General features: G+C 57.3%; 23 protein-coding genes and 1 pseudogene. 9 read left to right on the plus strand and 15 right to left on the minus strand.

From position 1 onward, the window contains the following. Positions 1-61 precede the first annotated feature (61 nt). Entirely contained in the window at positions 62-520 is a 459-nt protein-coding gene (locus HX824_RS05540; protein WP_177054244.1) for a GNAT family N-acetyltransferase, read from the plus strand. Between the two features lie 51 nt (positions 521-571). Here the strand turns inward: HX824_RS05540 and HX824_RS05545 are convergent, their stop codons facing one another. Continuing rightward, entirely contained in the window at positions 572-889 is a 318-nt protein-coding gene (locus tag HX824_RS05545) for a hypothetical protein (protein WP_032899360.1), read from the minus strand. A gap of 5 nt (positions 890-894) precedes the next feature. Further along, positions 895-1,056, minus strand: coding sequence for a hypothetical protein (locus tag HX824_RS05550; protein WP_166742167.1), 162 nt, complete (start codon positions 1,054-1,056; stop codon positions 895-897). 354 nt (positions 1,057-1,410) lie between these two features. Between HX824_RS05550 and xth the strand changes: the two genes are divergently transcribed. Further along, positions 1,411-2,229, plus strand: a complete 819-nt coding sequence (gene xth, locus HX824_RS05555; RefSeq protein WP_003207724.1) for an exodeoxyribonuclease III — start codon at positions 1,411-1,413, stop codon at positions 2,227-2,229. A 73-nt stretch (positions 2,230-2,302) separates the two neighbouring features. Here xth and HX824_RS05560 read toward each other — a convergent pair whose 3' ends face one another. Beyond that, positions 2,303-3,331: an alpha/beta fold hydrolase gene (locus HX824_RS05560; protein WP_177054245.1), complete on the minus strand. Its 1,029-nt coding sequence runs from the start codon at positions 3,329-3,331 to the stop codon at positions 2,303-2,305. A 219-nt stretch (positions 3,332-3,550) separates the two neighbouring features. Between HX824_RS05560 and HX824_RS32490 the strand changes: the two genes are divergently transcribed. From HX824_RS32490 to HX824_RS05580, 5 genes are all read left to right on the plus strand, one after another. Beyond that, positions 3,551-3,685 carry a hypothetical protein gene (locus tag HX824_RS32490; protein WP_023658805.1) on the plus strand — a complete coding sequence of 45 codons (135 nt, stop codon included), beginning with the start codon at positions 3,551-3,553 and terminating at the stop codon, positions 3,683-3,685. An 82-nt stretch (positions 3,686-3,767) separates the two neighbouring features. Then, positions 3,768-4,595, plus strand: a complete 828-nt coding sequence (locus tag HX824_RS05565; RefSeq protein WP_177054246.1) for a hypothetical protein — start codon at positions 3,768-3,770, stop codon at positions 4,593-4,595. A gap of 429 nt (positions 4,596-5,024) precedes the next feature. After that, a complete protein-coding gene (locus HX824_RS05570) occupies positions 5,025-5,234 on the plus strand; it encodes a hypothetical protein (protein ID WP_134326553.1) in 210 nt (69 codons plus the stop codon). A gap of 93 nt (positions 5,235-5,327) precedes the next feature. Beyond that, positions 5,328-5,666, plus strand: coding sequence for a hypothetical protein (locus HX824_RS05575; RefSeq protein ID WP_177054247.1), 339 nt, complete (start codon positions 5,328-5,330; stop codon positions 5,664-5,666). Between the two features lie 28 nt (positions 5,667-5,694). Next, positions 5,695-6,375 (plus strand): SOS response-associated peptidase, encoded by a 681-nt coding sequence (locus tag HX824_RS05580; protein WP_177054248.1) that lies wholly within the window; start codon positions 5,695-5,697, stop codon positions 6,373-6,375. On the opposite strand, the gene HX824_RS05585 is transcribed toward HX824_RS05580, so the two are convergent. Together HX824_RS05585 and HX824_RS32495 are read right to left on the minus strand one after the other, a co-directional pair. Continuing rightward, the gene (locus HX824_RS05585) at positions 6,369-6,656 is read right to left on the minus strand and encodes a helix-turn-helix domain-containing protein (protein WP_177054249.1); all 288 of its coding nucleotides are present in this window, start codon (positions 6,654-6,656) and stop codon (positions 6,369-6,371) included. The two genes, HX824_RS05580 and HX824_RS05585, sit on opposite strands and share 7 nt — an antisense overlap. A gap of 230 nt (positions 6,657-6,886) precedes the next feature. After that, a pseudogene (locus tag HX824_RS32495) lies at positions 6,887-6,997 on the minus strand (lysis protein); the annotation flags it as partial. Between the two features lie 447 nt (positions 6,998-7,444). Between HX824_RS32495 and HX824_RS05590 the strand changes: the two are divergent. Then, entirely contained in the window at positions 7,445-7,972 is a 528-nt protein-coding gene (locus tag HX824_RS05590) for a hypothetical protein (protein ID WP_177023111.1), read from the plus strand. A gap of 118 nt (positions 7,973-8,090) precedes the next feature. On the opposite strand, the gene HX824_RS05595 is transcribed toward HX824_RS05590, so the two are convergent. The 8 genes from HX824_RS05595 to HX824_RS05630 form a co-directional block, all read right to left on the minus strand. After that, positions 8,091-8,615: a lysis system i-spanin subunit Rz gene (locus HX824_RS05595; protein ID WP_177054250.1), complete on the minus strand. Its 525-nt coding sequence runs from the start codon at positions 8,613-8,615 to the stop codon at positions 8,091-8,093. Continuing rightward, positions 8,612-9,145, minus strand: a complete 534-nt coding sequence (locus HX824_RS05600) for a glycoside hydrolase family 19 protein (protein WP_177054251.1) — start codon at positions 9,143-9,145, stop codon at positions 8,612-8,614. The genes HX824_RS05595 and HX824_RS05600 overlap by 4 nt, the downstream gene beginning before the upstream one ends. A gap of 57 nt (positions 9,146-9,202) precedes the next feature. Beyond that, entirely contained in the window at positions 9,203-9,757 is a 555-nt protein-coding gene (locus tag HX824_RS05605; protein ID WP_177054252.1) for a tail fiber assembly protein, read from the minus strand. After that, a complete protein-coding gene (locus tag HX824_RS32860) occupies positions 9,758-10,516 on the minus strand; it encodes a hypothetical protein (RefSeq protein ID WP_371316597.1) in 759 nt (252 codons plus the stop codon). A 66-nt stretch (positions 10,517-10,582) separates the two neighbouring features. Next, a complete protein-coding gene (locus HX824_RS05615) occupies positions 10,583-11,203 on the minus strand; it encodes a hypothetical protein (RefSeq protein ID WP_250884703.1) in 621 nt (206 codons plus the stop codon). A 358-nt stretch (positions 11,204-11,561) separates the two neighbouring features. After that, on the minus strand, positions 11,562-15,521 hold the full coding sequence (locus HX824_RS05620) for a phage tail protein (protein ID WP_177054253.1): 3,960 nt from the start codon (positions 15,519-15,521) through the stop codon (positions 11,562-11,564). Positions 15,522-15,580: 59 nt separating this feature from the next. Further along, positions 15,581-16,159: a tail assembly protein gene (locus HX824_RS05625; protein ID WP_087694023.1), complete on the minus strand. Its 579-nt coding sequence runs from the start codon at positions 16,157-16,159 to the stop codon at positions 15,581-15,583. A 567-nt stretch (positions 16,160-16,726) separates the two neighbouring features. Beyond that, on the minus strand, positions 16,727-17,479 hold the full coding sequence (locus tag HX824_RS05630; protein WP_177054254.1) for an ankyrin repeat domain-containing protein: 753 nt from the start codon (positions 17,477-17,479) through the stop codon (positions 16,727-16,729). A gap of 595 nt (positions 17,480-18,074) precedes the next feature. Here HX824_RS05630 and HX824_RS05635 point away from each other — a divergent pair. Continuing rightward, positions 18,075-18,320 carry a hypothetical protein gene (locus tag HX824_RS05635; protein ID WP_177054255.1) on the plus strand — a complete coding sequence of 82 codons (246 nt, stop codon included), beginning with the start codon at positions 18,075-18,077 and terminating at the stop codon, positions 18,318-18,320. Positions 18,321-18,425: 105 nt separating this feature from the next. On the opposite strand, the gene HX824_RS05640 is transcribed toward HX824_RS05635, so the two are convergent. Both HX824_RS05640 and HX824_RS05645 read right to left on the minus strand, forming a co-directional pair. Further along, entirely contained in the window at positions 18,426-19,190 is a 765-nt protein-coding gene (locus HX824_RS05640) for a C40 family peptidase (RefSeq protein WP_177054256.1), read from the minus strand. Positions 19,191-19,192: 2 nt separating this feature from the next. After that, positions 19,193-19,945, minus strand: coding sequence for a phage minor tail protein L (locus HX824_RS05645; protein ID WP_177054257.1), 753 nt, complete (start codon positions 19,943-19,945; stop codon positions 19,193-19,195). Positions 19,946-19,950: the final 5 nt, after the last annotated feature.

Genomic DNA, 19,950 nt, shown 5'->3' on the forward strand with positions numbered 1-19,950 from the left:
TTGGATGCGAATGCCCCCATCGGCTGGGTTCCTCTATACCACCGCACCTCAGGAAACCGTTGTGACGAATCTGACCATACGACGCGCCAGTATCGACGACTTGCCTTTCATTGTTTTGCTGCTGGCAAATGACTCCCTGGGGGCTGTTCGAGAAGATAGCAGTCTTCCGCTTCAGAGTTCCTACATACGAGCGTTTGAGGCCATCGACGCAGACCCGAACCAGTTTCTTGCCGTCGCTGTGGCTGATGAAGAGGTGGTCGGTACTCTCCAACTTTCTTTCATTCCGAATATTTCTCATCGGGGCGCATGGCGAGCTCAAATCGAAGCCGTCCGCGTGCACGAGCGAATGCGTGGGAGCGGATTGGGCCGGCAATTCTTCGAATGGTCGTTTGAGCAAGCACGTCAGCGCCACTGCCAACTGATCCAGCTTACCTGTGATCGTACGCGGCCAGATGCTCATAGGTTTTATGAGTCCCTGGGGTTCTTGCCAACCCACACAGGCTTCAAGATGAAGCTGTGACCATTTGAGGCGAGCTGGCCCGGCGTTTGATTGCCGGGCCAGAGGGCGGAGTCAAAGCAATACAGTAGCAAGCATGCCCAAGGCGCCGAGGACAAACCCGATGAGTGCGCCACGCCCTGGTGCTTCATGGAACAGCGCCCAGACCACCACGGGCTCAAGCAGCAACAGGGAGGTGACTGAGACCACGGTGACGACCCAGATATCACCGACCGCCACGTACCCCAGCCAATACGCACCCAACAGGCAAAGCCCGGCAAAACACATCAGCACAACGGGAAGGACGAACGCCTCCCATGAACCATGCCCTGTCTGGGCAAGCCTGGCGGTTACCACCTCGCTGTAGATTGCACAAAACTCCCCCACCACCATCAACCCTAAAGCAGAAACTCCGAGTAGTTCTTTGGACATATCAAAAACTCCTTCGTATTCAACGCAATATTTTTCAGCTCCCAGCGAGCAATGCCGCTGCCCAGGAGCGTGTTGCAGTGATACGAAGCAGCCTTGAACAGGCCTGAATTACCGAAGTGCTTTTCCATGCTCATGTCCTTCAAAGGGTGAGTCTCAGCGCCCGGAAAAGGGCGCTCGCTGCGATCATACGTTCCGACAGTCCGCCTGAACAACCTGCCCCCTCTCGGTCTGCCGCGAAGTGCTTGTGCTGGATCAGTGAGCGTTGAACCAGTCGGGGGCACAACCGGAAAATGACACCAATGGTCGTTTCAAAAACAGGTTCCGGTCGTAATGTCAGTGAGCAAAAGCAGGCTTGCTGTAGTCGAAAAGAGGCTTTGCGACTAAACCGGTATAGGGGACATCGCCAAATGAGCAAGGGTAGTCCCCCTACCCCCACGGTGGCCGAACACCCGGCGCACCCGGCACATTGAAGGACCGACGCCATGCAGAACCTCAAGATCGCGACATTCAATGTTAACGGCATAAAGACGCGACTGCCCAACCTTCTGCAGTGGCTGGAAAAGGAGCGCCCGGACATCGTCTGCCTGCAGGAACTGAAGGCGCAAGACAACGCGTTCCCCGCTGGAGAACTTGAGGCGGCGGGCTATGGCTCATTGCACCATGGCCAGGCTTCCTGGAACGGAGTGGCAATTCTCGCGCGGGATTCCGAACCCCTTTTGATCCATAAGGGCTTGCCGGGAGCCAAGGACGACTCGCAGTCTCGATACCTGGAAGCGGCTGTCCATGGCGTGATTGTCGGATGCCTGTACCTGCCCAACGGAAACCCGCAACCCGGGCCAAAATTTGATTACAAGCTCGCGTGGTTCGAACACCTGATCTCCCACGCCGCAACACTGCAGGCCAGCGAACATCCGGTGGTCCTCGCGGGTGACTACAACGTGGTGCCCACCGACCTGGACATCTACAACACCCGCTCATGGCTCAAGGATGCCCTCCTCCAGCCAGAAAGCCGTGAGTGCTTTCAAAGGTTGCTTTCCCAGGGCTGGATCGACTCGCTGAGGCAGCTGTACCCGGAAGAGCGGGTGTACACGTTTTGGGATTATTTCCGTCAGCATTGGCAGAAGAATTCCGGGCTGCGCATCGACCATCTGCTGCTCAACCCGGTACTCGCCCCGTACCTGAAAAACGTCGGCGTAGATGCATGGGTACGGGGTGAAGAGCATGCCAGTGATCATGCGCCGACGTGGATCGAGATCTCATCACGGCAAACCCGGTCAAGAAAGAAGCCAAAACGCAGTTGATCACAAGCCACGACGCTGACTACCGGCACACGTGCCGATCCCCGACTCACCCATCCCAAGGTGTGATCCGGGCTTACTGATTGGGCGCAAATTTCGCGAGCTTCAGCCAGCGACTTATGGCCTCAACGAGTTCGGCCTTGCACTCCACCGGCAGCCAATGCCCGCCAGGCAGGCTCGTCACTGTGAGGTCTGCGCAGGCCGCGCGCATTGGATCGCCCAACTGATTGCCGTTGATGGTATTCATCGGGTCGTAATCACCGTTCACAAACAGGACGGGCATGGACAGGCGGCCGCCATCGGGTGCGCGATGGGCGTATTCGATGTTGGCATCGTCGTTCAGATACCACGCGCAGGGCGTGCGGAAACCACGCTCCTCGAACGTGCGCACCAGTGCCGCGAAGTCCGTCTCGGGCCAGAGCGCCGGGTCTGGTGGGGTCGGGGGAGCCCGGTGCGCTTCGCCAAACCGCCCGCCTTTGCGGGTCACTTCGGCATTGGAGGCGACCCTGACGATGCTTGCAGGGTCGCCTCTTCGATAAATCGACGCCAGCGATGCTGCTTTGTCCGCGTCAAGATCAGCCACGGCGGACGCAAAATGCGTGTTGTAGTAGCGGTAATAGTCCCATTGGCCGTCTGGATACTGGTCGACCGGGTAAATCCCTCGGTCAACCAGCGGTATGAGCGTCGCCAGCGCGTTCGTGGAAGGAAAGTACGGAACCGAAACCAGCACAACGCCGCGGCTGCGCCAAGGTTCATGGGCGACCAGTTCACCGGCCACGACGCTGCCCCAATCGTGGCCCACCCAGATGGCGGGCGTTCCACCGAGATGGTCATGCAGCTCTGTCATGTCTGCCACGATGTTTTCAATCGTGTACGCATTGATCGCGGCCGGCGCCGAAGAGCCGCCATAGCCGCGCATATCGGGTGCGACACAGTGCCAGCCTTGGGCAGCGAACGCTTCCATCTGTGCACGCCAGATCAAACCGAGTTCGGGCCAACCATGCAGGAACATCATCAATGCCCCATCGGCAGGTCCCGACTCCAGATAATGCGTTGTGTGACGGGGCGTACTGAAGACGCGCGAAGTCAGCTTGAAAGTGGACATAGGATCTCCTCATGTCATACCGGCGCGATGTTTCACTGTAGGTCACCTCGAGTGCGTGAGCACCACTGCCCGCGTATTTTCAGGTCGCGCTTATCCTGGGATCGGGACCAAAAGAACTGAAGCAACCACACGTCAATCAACGTTGTAGAAAATTTGAATTAGCCAGTTGCCCGGCCGGTCAAGAATTATGAACGCAGTAAATCTGACGAGGTAACAGCAATGACTATCCAGGCAGAGACACTCGTACAACTGACCGAAGCCCTGCAAGAGCGAGGCATGCATCTGGTTTCAGATGTTCACTTCACCCGCGCGCCCTATCGGCAGAATCACCTCTGGGTCTGCACCGTAGCGTAACGATCCCTTATGATGCTTGCCTGCCAGAAGGTCGCCAACCGCGACAGATGGATCAATGCGAACACTCTTATGGATAAGCCCGATGCGGATCAACGTTCTGACAATTTCCCTGGCCACCTTGATGATGACCGGGTGTGCCAACCATGGCGCCAAGCCTTCGACGCACGCGCTGGCGACTCAAGATAACGTAGTTGGCATCTGGGCCATGGTTCCTCTGCGCAACGGAATTGCCAACGTGGTCGAATACAGCGCTGATGCCAAAGCCACATTGCATCCATTCAACTGCGCTGAACCCGGGAAGCACCAGGAAAAGGAAGTGAGCGACTTCAAGGTGTCCGACGATGGAAAGGTCATCCATCTCAAATCACCTTCAGACAACTTCGACCTGAAGGTCCTGGCATTCGACCCGCAGACCATGACGCTGAGCATGGATGTTTCGGATACGAGCCTGACCTTCAACTACGTAAAAGTCAGTAACGTCGCACCGCTGTGTGCCCTTTATCCAAACGCCGCCGCTGAAGCTGCGCGCAAAACCCCTTTCAAGGCCAGTGATTTTGTAGCGGATCCCGGGATACCTGCCCACTCCGGTATGGAGCGATATATTGGCAAGTGGGCAAATGACAAAGGTGAGCTGGAGGTAGAAGTCATCATGGGTCCCAACGGCAGTGCCTACCTCTACATGGCTTCCAGCAAAAACTGGCACTTCCTGTACAACGAGGTGCATTGGGTAGGCGACGAACTGCATTTTGAAAGTTATGCCTATTCAGACCTTCCCTCTCTTTACAGCCACCCTTTCCATAAATCCAAGACCCACAGCATTCTTCAGCCGAGCGGCGATGGAGGATTACGTTATTCGATCTTTATCGAGAAGCGCCGGTACGAATTTCCATTGAGCCGGGCGAAGAACTGAGGTCGAGGTAGCGCAGTACTGTTGCGATGACCGGGCGGTGCATCTGCAACGCAGAAGGCAAGGAAGCCTCGCAAACGAAGTGGATTGCGGACCTGTTGAAAAATTGCCGACCGGAAACAAACAAGGGCTTGCATCAGCTTTCGCCCGCAAACCCTTGGTTTTAGATGGTGCCCGAAGCCGGAATCGAACCGGCACGCCCTTACGAGCGGGGGATTTTAAGTCCGGAAACTAATCCTTTAAATACATAGACATAGAAGCAATTCCTTTCCGCATCAGAGATAAAAATGACCCTCTACAGCCCAGCAAATTCAAGGGCCGGCATTTTTTTGCGGAAAGGAATTACCCCCCCCCCCGGCGTCCTGCCGACCGAACACAAACCACCCAAAGAACGCCGACTGCTAAGCTGTTCACTTCACCAGAGGAACGCCGATGCCCAACTCAGACCTGCTCCCTTCCCTGCTCTCCAAGCTCTACGAAAACCAACTTGCCCTTGAGGCCTCGATCATGGAGCTATCGAACTGGGTCGAGCAGCGCGGCTCTGCCGATGTGGCTGAGAACATACGTGGCGCTCTGCACACCATCGACGAGAATGAAGAGTTCATTAAGCTGACCCTGGCCGTCCTCATGGCGCCTGACTGATCGTCGGGTAAATGTGCAGTTCGTCGGCGAACGACTAGCGCATTACCGCGCCTCGATTACTGTATGCACATACAGCATTCGGAATCACACCCCATGAACATCGACGAAGACACCTGCGGGTGGCTTGGGATACCCACGCCTCTCGAAATGCACAAACAGCACGCCCGCTTACTGGAGAATGAGATCCAGGAACTTAACCTGCAGCTGCGTAAAGCGAGGGAGGATATTCACGGCCTGGTGCAGATGCTGGCCGAGGCGGAGGCCGTCAAAACACAGTTCCGTGGATACCTCGCTGAGAGAGGCGCTGAAGCCGCCGTCATGCGCAAACAGATCGACGTCCTCAGGACATCGGCAGGATCCAGCAAGCGCGAAGCCGAAACACTGCGCGGGATGCTGAACGACCTGATGTCTCGCTCGAAAACCATCGTCTAAGCTCAGGTTTCAGATTGAGGGCTTGGCCATGTGCGGAAGACTTTCCCAGTACAGCGGCATTCACGACTTCGTTGCAGCGCTGAGCATGCCCAATGCCTTGGCGAACACCGTCGGTGAATTGCCGCTCGAGCGCTACAACGTCGCCCCGACAACCCAAGTCGCCCTACTCCACCTGCAGGGCGATCTGCTGCATGCCGACCTGGTGCCATGGGGATGGCGGCCGCACTGGGCCAAGGACCGCGCCGCACCGATCAATGCCCGCGTCGAGAAGGTGGCCCACGGCCCGTTCTTCCGCGCAATCTGGCCGCACCGGGCAATCACGCCCATAGACAACTGGTTTGAGTGGGTGGACGAAGGCGGACCGAAGAAGCAGCCCTACCTGATCCGCCGGCGGGACGGTGCACCCGTGCTGTGCGCCGCCATCGGCCAACTGCCCGACAGCGATGAAGGCACGGGCGAGCATGACGGCTTCGTGATCATCACCGCCGACAGCGCCGGCGGAATGGTGGACATCCACGACCGGCGCCCGGTGGTGCTGACGCCGGACCTGGCCAGGGAATGGCTAGACCCGGCCACGCCCAAGGAGCGCGCCGAGCAGATGGTTCTGCACCAGGGCGAGCCGGCCGAGGCCTTCGAGTGGTTCAAGGTCGACACGGCCGTAGGTAATGTACGGAACAAAGGACCGGAGCTGATACAGAAAATTCAGTGAATGAGTTCTTTCGCCTTTTCAAGACATTCCGTGGCGCTGTCCAGTGCCTCAGCAGCTTTGGCCGAATCCGCGTTACCGTTTTCGGTGCGCTTTTCAGTGATCACGTACAGAATATCGACGCCGGATTCCGCGACCGATGCCAGGTAATCCGCCCGCGGAAGACGAATACCGTTCTCATACCTTCCCTGAGCATTCACTTCCACGCCACCAATCGCACCGATGGCAGATTGGGACAATCCAAGTCTAAGGCGTTCAGATTTCAATCTTGCACCGATGCTCATGCCTGTATATCCAAATGGGTGTACTCATGGGAGCCATTGAATACAGAGCAAGTTCCCGCCTACAGTTTTCTTCATCTACCGAAAAACCACATGACGCCCACCACAGCAACGACCCACCCCAGCGTCAAAAGAAAAGAGAGCCCTGCCAGCTGCTTGTCCATAAGTGCCTGTCAGTTTTAATGGAGAATTGCCGTCCTGAGCATTCAAGCCAAAAGCGTAGCTCATCATCCTCAGTGCGCAATCGCCCTGACGTACGCCTGGCACGCCCGCAGCGCGATCACGGCATTATCCCCGGCGTCGGTGATGCCGATAACTCTTTGAACATGCGTTGGGTTAAGCTGGGTTAGCTTGCGTAGGAGCCTACGCTGGCGCAGGACAGCCGGCGACCCTTAGAGGTGCTGCATCCGCAATAATGACAGGAGCGGTTGCCGGATTTAACACACCAACGACAACCGCTCAGTCAATAGGACTTGCTATAGGTAGCGTATATGCGTCAGGTTTTTGCAGAAAGCATCGAGCTAGCTTGGTTTAACGACGGACTGTCTGGGATATCCATGGATATGAGCGAAAAAACGTTTCAACGGGGCTTAAAAGAGCTACTGGTTAAGCAGTTTCTAGCACCACGTTCCCCATCCACGCTCTGGTTCAATCCTGCTCTTTTTCCAGGACGACCGAGTAAAATTCATTACCGAATACCGTAGGAAAAGCACTCGCGACTCCTCCACCCCGGTAGCAGTCACGATTGAAACCGAAGCAGAGATGTAATGGTAAGATTGAGGATTAACTACGTGATTGAACTACGGAAAAATATAGCCGCATTTATCTTATTATTAATGTTTTCGGCAAGTGCTTCAGCGCTAGACGCAAACATGAGATTAGAGAACATCAAATCTTTAGGCTTAAGTGTTGAAATACCAACGCAATTCACACCATTATCTGAAAAGCTAGCTGAAATTAAATATCCATCAAAAAGAAGACCTCAGGTTATTTACAGCAATGAAAGCGGCTCTGTATCTTTTGGCATATCAAAGTTAAAAAAACCGGAACTAGTTGGAATTGATGAAATCAAAGATAATATTTTAATCGCCATGAAAAACTTAGCACCTCAAGCTTCACAGATCGAGGCTGGGGGCAATAAGGCATGGCTTATAACATTTACATCGAAGGGGCTCGATGCTGACATATTGAATATGCAGCTATATATGCTATCAGATAATAATTTGATAATTGCAACATTTAATATGACTGAGAGCAATGTCAACGAATATCAGTCTCTTGGTAAAAAAACACTTACCTCAATAAAACTGAATGGATAAACAGTGCAAGGCTCGCTCCGCTTTGTGCACGAAACAGGAGTCTTGGCTGGACTTGCAGGGACGTTCTGCGGGGAAGGTGGCCGGGTGGATGTTGACGCATCCTGCCCGGCCGCTCCTTTTACTTCGGTGTAGAAACCTCTTTTAGGTAGGCCTGACAGGCTCGCAGGGCGATCAATCCTTGGTCTCCGGCATCGGTGATGGCGATAATTCTTTGAGCATGCGCTGGGTCAAGTTGGGCTCGACGGGCTGCATGAACCACGCCGACGGCGCCGGGGGCGGCAGGCACGTCGCAGCCACCGGCTGAATCCGTGGCGTCGAGAAGGACTGACAACCGCACATCAGCAGTAGCAAGACGGTCACGCAGCAGAGCCTGGTTGCGCTGGGCATCGGATAATTCCTTGGTGTGTTTTTGATCGGCAGCGGCCAGTTGCTGCTCGGTGGCCAGGCGCTTGTCCTGCTCGGCGCGGGCCTGGGCGGTAGCGGCACTGCCGATCGAGTCAAGGTCCGTCTGGAACTGTCCCGCCTGCTTTGCCAGCTTCCCGTCATACCGCCAGTCCTGCACCTGCCAGGCGGCGCCGAAGCTCACGGCCATAGCCAGCAGGACCAGCGCCGCCAGGCTGGCCAACTTCTGCACCGGCGTCATGCCAGCACCTTCAGCGCCACTTTGTACAAAGCCTGGCGATCCTCCAGGCCGGTGATGCCGCCATTGATACGACGGGTGATCTTCAGGAAATCGCTCTGATCCGCCAGAGTGTTCAGCCCGCGGGAGGACCAGAACCAGGCTGCCGACAATGCCGCGTACTGCGGCTGCTCGAGCAGTTCCGGCTTATTGATCAGGTCCAGGCTCAACGCATCGCCGCACGCCGCATAGTTCGCCCGACCGGTGATCTGGATCAGGCCGCGGCCACGATACTTAAAGCCATCACCATTCACCGTATTACCCAGATCGGTGCGACCCTCGTAGCCAGCCTGCTGCGGCGTGGGGCCCCACAACTCTTTCAGCCAGCGGAACTGCCCCGACTCATGCCCGACCTGGGCGATGAAGGCGGCGATGCGCAGTCGAGTGACGATTCCGTACTTGGCCATGGCTGTATTCAGTACGGGAACAAAAACGCCGGCTTGGCGGCCGGCGTTGGGGAGGATCTGCAGCAATTGCTGCTCGGTGATCGGCATGCTTTTCTCCAGGCAATAAAAAACCCGCTCAGGGCGGGCGGCGTTAACCATGGGCAGTTACGCGGGCACCACGGGCCACTCAATGGCACCCGGATAATTCGGTTGCTCAATAACCCGGCTCAGCGCTACTCGGTATTTCTTCCAGGACTTGAGCGCCGCGAGGTCCACGTCAGTGGCTTCGTCGACATCCACGGCGTCCTGAAGTGGCGCGATCGCATAGTCAGCGACGGCCCGCAGCCGGGTGATCTCGGCCTGAGCCAATTCCAGCGGGTCAGCTGCAGGTGCTGTCAGCTCCGGCACCAACTGGACGGGCAAGGAGTCCACGGCCACATGCAAAGTGATGCTGTGCACCAAGTCGGCGGGCTCACCATCCTTGGCCACGCTGACAGCCAGCACGCCCTCGTTGTAACCGATGTCTACCGAGCAAGCCGCGTCGACCTGGTTCAGAACAAAACCCCAGCCCTCTGGTGGTGGAACCATCCCAAGCGTTCCGTGCACCAGATACTGGCCAGGGCCCGGGTGCTCGGTGGTGATGGTGTTAACGCCCAAAGACGTGACATTGATGACGGCGCCGTCGGCACCGAGAATGTTTACTGCTGCGCGAGTGGTCATTTAGATAGCCTTGAGTGTGCCGTCAGCGGCGCGAGTGGTGTTCCCGGTGTGGTAGATCTCAATCCAAGGTGTTACGGCACCGTCGTAAATCGACTGAAACTTGATGGTGCCCGAATTGCCAGCAAGCCCATAAGGCCAGGCAACCGTCAGCCTGTTAGAGCCATCAGAGTGCCGAAAAATCTGCTTGTAAAAGTAGCCCGTACCGCCGGACGGCATGCCCGGAGAGCCTGGCGGGTAGAGGTTTGGATCGAGCCCATGTACAGCGTTCGTCAACCAGCTTTGAACCACGCTTGTGCGTGTTCTGCCAGTTGCGTAAGCGTCTGCGACGTTTCCGTTCTCGTAGCCAATGGCGGCCACCGCCGCGCTACCAAGCCCCAAGCCAGCGCGGGCTGTGGCCTGGCTGGTGCCTCCAGTACCGCCCATGGTCACAGGAACCACGTTTTGCGTAGAGACCGTACCGAGGCCCGCCAGGGTCGCGCCCCATTGGTTGACGATCTGCCGGAGCTGATCGGCTGAGTCCTTCACGTAACCCTGCATCGGAGCCAGGGCGTACGTACCCGCGGAGACTGTTGCCCCCAGGTAGTTCGGCGAGATGGTCAGCACAGTGTTGCTGGCGATGTTGGTCACCTCATACCAGCGCCCATCGGGCCCAGTCCATGCGTCACCCACGCGACCGTTGGCACTGAACGACGTGCCGGTGCCGGTGACGGTGTTCGAATTCAATGCAACTGCAACGGTGCCGGCTCTGTACCAAGGCATATTTTTCTCCAGGAAATAAAAAACCGCTCAGGGCGGCTATTGGATATTGAATTGTCTGGTTAACGGCTAAATCACTGGCTTAGCGAACACCACGGGCACATAAAATGTCGCAGCGTTAGAGACTCCAATCGTAAACATCACAATCCGGTTGTTTGCGTAGTCCCACACGCAGTACAACTTAGCGCCCTTGCTAGAGCCGGCACTGACGTCCATCCCTATGTTGTTGATCATGATGTAATCGCCGGAGTCCAGTGGGGATGGCGCTGTAAAGTTGACCTGGGTCTGACCCTGCGGTGTTGTGCTGGATCCAATGTAGGTCCATGCCGATATCGTGCGGGTGAACTGCGCACACGGTGTCCCGCTATCAAACAACAACTTTCCTTGCCCATCCCATAATCTAAACCCGTACTTTGCAGTGGGAGTTGCCCCGCCGAACGAGGCCACGAAGAACTTTCCAGAGCCCATTCCCAAGAATGAGAAGCCCGTCCAGTTGCCTGCGGTACCGGTTATCTTGGCGTAACTTATGGTTACCGAGGCACTGGGGCGAACAAACACCAAGGGCGGTTCCTGGGTAGTTATCGGCGCCGGGAAGACGATAGGTCCGCTGTAGTCACCTTTGTACAGGACGACCAACCTGGCAAACTCCGAATCGATGACCACGACACCTGAGTCGTTGGTAAAGGACATTCCATAAGACGGCATTATCGGTACTTCATCACTAAAAGCCTTTGTGTGGCCAACCCTGGGGCCGGCGGTGACGACGGATTTATGCTTCGGTTAACGTACCAAACCCTAACTACCCCGGACATGACTTGAGGCTCGTATTGGATTGCGTTCAGGTTCTGTGCGCTGGGGTCTTCAGGGTATGGCGCGGTTGGAACGCACACCGCGCTGCAGGTGGCTGGATCACAACCAGGCACCGCTATGTCGCTATACAGCGTGCCGGCAGGCCGGGTTACTAGGGCTGAATAGATAACGCGCACGGTGAAAGAGGTTTCATCCAATTCAAGGAGGCCCGTAGGCCCCCAAACTCTCGCCCCATGGCTCATGCTGAAAGATCCCCCCACTGGTATCGCTTCACACCGTTCTCATCGAACACCTTGCCACCGGCGTTGTTGATTACCTGGCGTGCCTGGCCGCCGAGCGGGCTGTTGATTTCAAATGTCCCGTCGAAGAACAACTTCCAGCCGGTAATACCTGCCTGGTAATTGTTCGACTGGATGTAGTTGCCGATCTTGGCGTTGGTGATCGTCCCGTCCTGAATCATGGCGGAGCTCATGAACACCTGACCGCCCTGAACTACAAACGGCGTGGTGAAAGCACCACCATCGATTGTGTTCACTACGGCAAATCGATCAGCACTCACCAGGAACTGGCTTTGCAGCAAACCATCAGCGCCCTGCTCGATACCCAGTCCAATCCCAGCGGCAACATACTGACCGTTGGCATTGATCTGCATTTTGACTGCCCACATCGTAGACAGCTTGCCGGCGGTGTCAGCCTGGGCCCTGGCCGTGACCTGGATCGCAGCCTTGTTCTTCACCTCGCTGATTGCGCTGGCCAGGTCTCCCTCGTCGGTACCGTCCCGCCCGCCGCCAACAACAGCTTGAAGCGTGGTGGACTGTGAGGCGACGGCCTTGCTGGTGTCGGCCAGGGAATCGGTGACCGTCTGAACAGCGGCCGAGTTTTCATCAACCTTCGCCTGTGTCGTGTCGATTTTTTGGCCGAGCGCGGTGTCCGCATTCGCCCGGGTGATTGCCTCCTGGTTGATCGCCGCGCCGTTATTGCCGACGGTGACCCCCATCTGTTCGATGCGAGTCCCAAGAGCACTATCGGCATCAGCCCGAGTCGACGCTTCACTGCCAATCGCAGCAGTGTTGCCATCGACACTGCTTTTCAACTGAGCCAGTCGTGTCGCCGAGGCAATGGTTTCAGTGGCCACCACCTGCTCAAGCGAGGTAAGCCCGGCCCTGCTCTGCCCTACCGCCGCATCCAGCGACGTGGTGCGCTCAACCAGCGCTCGGTTGTCCGAGGCCTGAACCTTGACCTGCTCAGCGAACTTGGCGGTGGCATCCCAACCTTTCAGGGCGTCCGCCAGGTCGCCCTCCCCGCTGTCCTCCCTCCAACTCGCCTGGAGCGATTGCAGTGCCGATGCCTGTGCCGTGACCTCGCCGCCCACGGTGTCGATGGACGCCTTGTTCTGCTGGATCTGCAACGCCATGGCCTGGGTTGTCTCGGCAATGGTGCCGATATCGAACCAGTACTGGGCATTGGGAGGCGTAGTGTTTTTCGGTACCGACGCGATGGCTTGGTACAGATGCTGGCCCTGCCGCACTACGTCGCCGGCGGCATAGGTTTTGGTCGGATCGTAGACCAGGGCGTCCGTGATCTGATCGATCAGGTCTTCCAGTTCCTGCTTGGCCTGCTCCAAGCGATCGTTCACAGACCCCGGACCGTCGCCGGAGATCAACTCGATCTCCTTGACCAACTCCTGAGCCAGTTCGGTTTTACCAATCTGGCCGGCAATCAAGTCCAGGATGGGGCCGGCCTGCGAACTGGCCTGCCCAATCACACCGTTCACCACCGGATAGAACGGCCCGATGTTTCCGGTACGGTCCACCAGGCGCGCCCAGAAGAAGAACCGAGCGCCCGCCAACAGCGATTGCATGCGGTAGTCGGCCTGCGGATACGCCAGGTCGGCCAGCTTGGTAGCGGCTCCAAGATTGTTTGCTGGGCCATACCACAGTTCGGTGCGCTGGGTATCCTCGGCGCCTGGTGGGAAACCCCACTTGATGCCGATGCCGAACAGCTCGCTGGTGGTTGTCAGGAGCGCCACCGCCGGTGGCAGGCCGACCTTACCTTTCAGGTTGGTCAGGTTGGAGCTTTTCCAGATCGACGAGATCTCAAAGGCGCTCACCGAGCGGACCCGGGCCAAGTAGGCGCCCGAGTAGATGCCAGTGACGTCCACGCTGGTAGAGCCGGTGCGTTGCACCTTGATCCAGTTGCCGCTGTCCTTGCGCCACTCCACGTCATAGGCGACCGCACCGTTCACCGCGGGCCACGAGATGTTCATGGTGCTGATGGCAATGCCCTGATTCACGGCGTAGCTCGACGTCAGCGTAACGCTGGCCGGTGCTGGAACTACGGTGATCGGGATAACGCTGATCGGCCGCTCTTCCAGCCGAGCGCCGGTGTCGATGTGCGCGAACTTGCTCGGGTCGTACTGCACAGCCGAGATTTCGAACACGCCAGGCTCTGGCCGGGAAACGCTGGTCACCCGGTACAGCGGGATGGCCAGGTCGTCAGCGTCGAGCGCCCACACCAGTTCGCGCTCAGGCGGCACGGAGTACGCCGTGGTGACCGTGACCTGGCGGCCGCTGACCAGTTGCACGGTGCGCCCCTCGCACTTGCCGTCGGGCAGGTTGAGGATCAGCCGGTCACCGGGCTTGGCCTGGGTGTCGCGGTCCAGGGTGATGACTTTGCCATTTACGGCTGAGATGCGCCCGCCCACGGGCCGACCGGCCAGCAGTTCGTCAGCGACCGGGATTACGTAGCCAGGCAGAGGCAAACGCCCGTCCAGGCCGACACGAAACGTTACCGCCCGGTCCTTGGAGTTGGTGAGCAAGGCCCACTTGCCACGGCGCTGGGCCTCCGACTCACGCGTGCAGCCGATCGCGCTGATCTCCAGCGGGTTATCGCCGTAGCGGCGCTGCAGCTTCTGATCGGTAACCGCCGTGACATCGGTGTCGTAGTTGTTCAGCGGGTTGTCGTAGCTGATCAGGGCCCGACTGTAGCGGGTGCGCTCCGACGCGCTGGAATAGGTGAACTTGCCATCGATGACGTTCGCCCGGGTGTAGGCGAAGTCGAAGTCAGTGGCGCGCGGCATATCGGCCAAGGTGAAGACCTGGCCCTGTGCCCAGTAGGTCATGCCCCTGTATATCGCCGAGATGTCACGCAGCAGGGACCAGGCGTCGGCCTTGCTCTGCAGGTTCAGGTTGCAGACGAAGCGGGGCTCCATGCCGCCCTTACCGTCTGGCACGAGTTGATCCGCGTACTGGGAAATTCGGTAGAGCTCCCACTTATCGACCATCCACGGTTTGATGCGGCGGCCCAGGCCGAAGCGATCGGCCGTGGTGATGTCGTAGGTCATCCAAACCGCGTTATCGGTCCAAGCCTGCTTGAAGGTGCCGTCCCAAATCCCGGTGTATGAACGCGACACCGGGTCGTAATTGCTCGGTACCTGCATTTTCTTGAGCTTGGTCTCGACGGTCACCGCCGGAATGCTCCGGAACTGCTCGGCGGAAAATTCAATGTAGAGCAGCGCGGTGTTCGGGTACCGCAACTTGGCGTCGATCACCTCAGTGAAGCCGGCGATCTGCATCGTGTCGGAGATTTTGTTGTTGTTCTGGTTGATCGTCAGTCGCGTGATACGCATCAGCCAGCCAGAAGTAGCCTTTGGCAAATCGATTCGGCGGGTTCGCTCGTACACGCTGGTGGTCTTACCGTCGACAGCCTCGCTCAGCACCTGCTGGTAAGCGCCGCCGTCGGTTGCCAGTTCAACCTTGTACTCAATCCGGTACCCGTTGATGTTGCCGCCGGCGTCCACAGACTGGAGCGCTGGCCAGGCGAAGCGAACCCTCACTGCCGAAAGCTGGACGTTGTTGATTGCACGAACCCAAGGAGTACCACTACGCAGTTCGGTGCTGATGGTGGTCTCGTTCTCGATCGACGGGATGCCCTGGATATAGGTCTGGTCCACCGCACCGGTGCGCCATTCCCACTTAACGTTCGGGAAGTTCATGTTGCCCTGAGGGTCTTGCAGAGGGGTGTTGTCGAGATAGATGTCCTTGGCGGTTGGCGTGCCTTCGAACTCACCCTCCCCGATGGCGATCAGCATCTTGGCGATGGCGACGGAACGGAGACTGTCCGGGGCTTCAGTTGGCGTTTTTGGTTTCTCTTCGCCGCCCTTGGCGCCGTGGATATCAATCTTGCGTGCTGCGCCCATGCTTTTCTCCAGGCAATAAAAAACCGCCTCATGGGCGGCGGTGGTGCTTCAGGTGTTGGCTACATCTGGTCTTCGGCGTAGATAGCGGCGCTGATGATCGCGCCTCCTACCCGTCGCTTGCCGTAGCAAAGCGGAACAGGGTTGCCTGATGCGGTGGTGTTCTTGGCGCTACCGAAGGCGTAGCCGGGTGTGTTCTCGGGCGCAGCGCTGGTCTTGAGCCCCCCAGCCTGTGGGCTGAGCATCTGGATGACGCCGCCAGCGACAAGGGCGATACCCGCTGGGACGACTGCCATGCTTGCACCACCAGTAAATGGCGAAAGCAGATAGCCTGCTGCAATGAGCACTGCACCTACGATTGTTTGCAGTAAGCCAGCCCGCTTGCTCCCAGTGATTACTGGAACAATTCGAATATCCCCGTTACCACCAAACCCAAGCTCATCCTCCTGAATATTTTTTGATCCTCGAAATACCGCAAACTCCAAGCCTCGCTGGCTGGCCGAACTGATGAATCGTTCAAGGCCTGGGATTTGCACACACAATGCTTTTACCGCCTCCGCCGGAGTGCGAACCGAAAGTCTGTATTCCTTTCCAAACTGGCGAAGAGGTCCGCCAAGCCGAATTGTTGTCAATGAAGTCATCAAAATCTCCAGACGAAAAAAAACCGCCCATAGGCGGTCAAATTTTCAATATTTATAACGATGTGGGGCGTAACTCCAACCAAGCGCTGCTATCTCCCGACACCCTGAACTTCTGCGTCTCACCGCCCTTAAACTCTCCGGCTGATTCTCTAACCGCTTGGCCAATTTGAGCAGCGCACAACCCACCACCCTCGGCGTCACCAGACAGACCGTAGATATGGCGTCCCTCGGTCAGGTAGAAAGTTGCTGTCTCTCCCGTACCAAGCCTCGCGGCAACCTTCCCATCGATCAAAATTGCCGTGTAGCATCCGCCGCCTGCAAACACACCCTTATCACGGGTTACTACCATGACGGCAGATCCAGCCTTCGGGTCCTGAAAGGCTTTAAGTCTCGCTGCTGGAACTCGATCAGCCTGGCTCGATGGAATGGGGGTAGTCCCACACCCCGCCAGCACCGCCACCGCTACCGCCGCTATCAAAATCCGCATTTCGTTCCCTCTTTGGTTTGGCGGGACTGTAGCACTGAGGGGAGGATGCAAAAAGCCCAGCGCAAAGACCGCCCCAGGAACTAAGGACGAGGATCACGCTTGACTGGAGTGGGAAAAGTCACGCCGCGCTTTTCCAGCATAGAAATCACCCTATCCTTCCATCGCTGAGCTTCGGAGTCCGGTGGCACTATTCTGATTTGAACGCCCTTGGCTAGGCCATTTAGATCGTAGTTGTAACCATGTTCAAGCAGCCAGGCTACGACTTCAAAGTGCGAAGTTACCACAGCTATCCTAGCTGCCGATCCTCCAGAAGAGTCGTGATCGTTAATATCTGCGCCGGCAGCGACAAGTAACTTTAGATTTTCTAGACGACCTTGGCTGGCAGCGAGGTACAAGGGTCGATCTCTCATGTATGGCCGAGAATCTCCTTTTGCGTCTCCCCCATAGCGAAGCATCAGAGCCAAACCCTCTAGACTATTCCCACCCGACATAAGCACCATTGGGGAAATTCCTTTGAATTTCTCGGTCGCAAAATTGGGGTCGGCTCCTGCTTGAAGTAACGCCTCTGTACCCTGCCAATTTCTTGCTTTTATCGCCCACATGAGCGGCGTAGTCCCATCACTACCTACGCTATTTACATCAGCCCCTTGGGAGGCCAATTTAGCGACGTCTTGAGTACGCCCCTCCATCGCCGCATTAATCATTGCCGTGACTTTAGCGTCGTTATAGACCTGATTTATGGTATTCCCGGCGATACGTGTGTTCGACTGACAGGCCGTCAGACTCAAAAACAATACCAAAAGCGATAGCAGTGAAAATCCTTTTTTGCTCATCAAGGCGTCCTTCTCCTGAACGTCGCAATCACTATTTTTAGAAACCAAACGGCTACTGAGCGGCCGGCAGCCAAAAATGACTTGAATTGTTAAGAAAGGCAAGTGGCCATCACCGATCAAAAGCCGACCACTCCGTTGACCTGTCCAGGCATCCAGCGTGGATGGAATGCCAGTGGCGCCATCAGATAGCAAAATAGTAGCTTTATGCCTTCACTAACAAGGATTTGTTCATGCCTAATAACCAAGAGCGTGCTGCAGTCGTGAGGGGGCGCTGTGCAAGCCAGACGCCGATGACTACTCAATATGTGTACTGAGATCAGCACTTATAGACGCTTTCAAAGATACAAACATTCCGGTATCTGCGGTATGCCGCGCATATGCCCCGCTAAACAGAGAAAGAAAAATAACGAAAGCAAACATCGACAGCATCGACGATATAGCTGATCAGGTTAGTAAGAGCCGGGATCCTGATTTGAAAGATATAGGCGATGTTTGCAGGATGGTGTTGATTTAGAAGGATTTCCCGGTCCTTCGCGTGCAAGCCCAAGGACTGGGGTTGCGCCAATATCGGCGCGTTTATGACCTGGAGGTCAGTATGGCAACACCAGTAAGCTCCACCGAGGCAGGGATAATCGCCGCATTCGGTGCAATATCGCTTTATTTGCGCTCGCGACCCGACTACGACGCAGCCGAACTGCAGAAGTACGTCAATTTTTTCAAAAATACGCGGCAGCCAACGGCTGATTCGGGTGCGTTCAACCTTGCTCTCGACGCTGTCGGTGGCGACCTGAGCAATGTTCAGGAGGCCATTAAAAAAGGCGTAGGGTCCAAACCCCTTTGATCCGCCAGCGCATTGTCACGGATTACTGCGCCGGCAATGCGCACTTTCCCATCTTCAGTTACTTCAAAAGGCTGAGTCATATCCTGCTCCTGCGGCCATGCCGCGTCACTTTGGGTGTTTTGCATCTCTGTGCCTGAGGATCAGGCGTGTTCGATCATGCCAAGGCCCGCCGTAGACGATGATCTCGGACGGCCTGCTGTACAGGTGGTGCAGCAAGAACGGTCCGGGGCCGAATGTCCCCGACTCTTCGCCTGGTAACGACGGATCGGTGCCCAGGTAAATCCCGGCATGGTTCGGGTGAACCGTCCGCCCGACGTGCATGACGATCAGGTCGCCCCGTTCTGGCCGGTCCACGCGCACAAAGCCGGCAGCCTCGTAGTGCTGCTCGTACAGGCTCGCGTTCTCCGCACTCTCCCACCAGCCATCAGTGCGCTGGAAGGCTTCGAATTCAAGACCCCATTCCCGCTGATACCAATCAGCACAGACCTGCCAGCAGTCCCAGGCGCCGTGAACAAACGGACGCTTGAGTAGCGGTGTGCTGCCCGTCGGCGTGATCGTGCGCAAATCCCCCTCGGGCCACGACAGAATGTGCCAGGGCAAGGCGGTGGCCTCGCACATGGCCAGGTCGTGCGCTGACGGCCGACTAGTGGCATCCGGATGGGAGTGGACAATGCCAATCACTTCCCCCAGGTCTTCCGCCGCAGCGTAGTCCTCAGGATCAAGTCGGAACTCTTCGTTCGGCTCAGTGGCGATGTTCCGGCACGGGAAGTACTTCTGCGCCCGCCCTACGGCCAGCAGCAGGCCGCAGCACTCGCGCGGATACTCCTCTGCCGCATGCGCCTGGATCACCGCAATGATGTGCTTGCGCATGGTCAGCTCCTGGCTATCAGGGACACGGCAGGGAATCCGCCGAAGGAAAGTTCGTTGTTTTCGCCGAAGCGCAACTTGCAGGACGACAGGCAACCCTTGCACTGATCCTTGGCCGGGTCATCCGTGGGGTTGTCCTCATCGTCAAACATGGACGCGCCGGTGTATCCGCAGTCCGGCCCTCGGTAACCATTGGTCATGGCCCAGTGGCAGAACGTGGTCATCTGGCGCCCGGGCAGGCCGTGGTTATCGATCTCGCCCGGGGACGACAGCTCCCAGGCCACCGCCTCGCCGTCCTCGCTGGTTTTCTGGTCGATGTACCAGATCTCTAGCCCTTCCTGTGTCGGATCGGCCGTTGGGTTGCCTTCGGGAAAGTTGGACGCGTCCAGGTACTGGGCCAGGGTTTCGCGAACAGTCAGCTTGAACTTCAGCATGTCCTCGAAGGCCAGGCACAACGCAGTGACGCGCCCATTGATGTTGCCGGCGGCGAACGTCGGCCTGGTGGCCGTGCCGTCGCTATTGGACCCGATACCCTCAATCTGCACTGGCCATGCCGCGTACTCAGCGCCCTGCCACCAAATTGACTTGGCCGGCAGGTCCTCCTCCGAGTGCTCGTAGGCCAGCAGTTCCTCGGGCGTGTGCGGGATCGCGTGACCGTGGAAGCGCAGGTAATCCGCGCCGTATTCAGTCCCGTCAATTTCGAACAGGCGAATTTCGGCGCCGGGCTCCAGTTTCTGGATGTCCGTGATCAGTGCCATGGGTG

The organism is Pseudomonas sp. D4002 (assembly GCF_013385665.1).
Lineage (GTDB): Bacteria > Pseudomonadota > Gammaproteobacteria > Pseudomonadales > Pseudomonadaceae > Aquipseudomonas.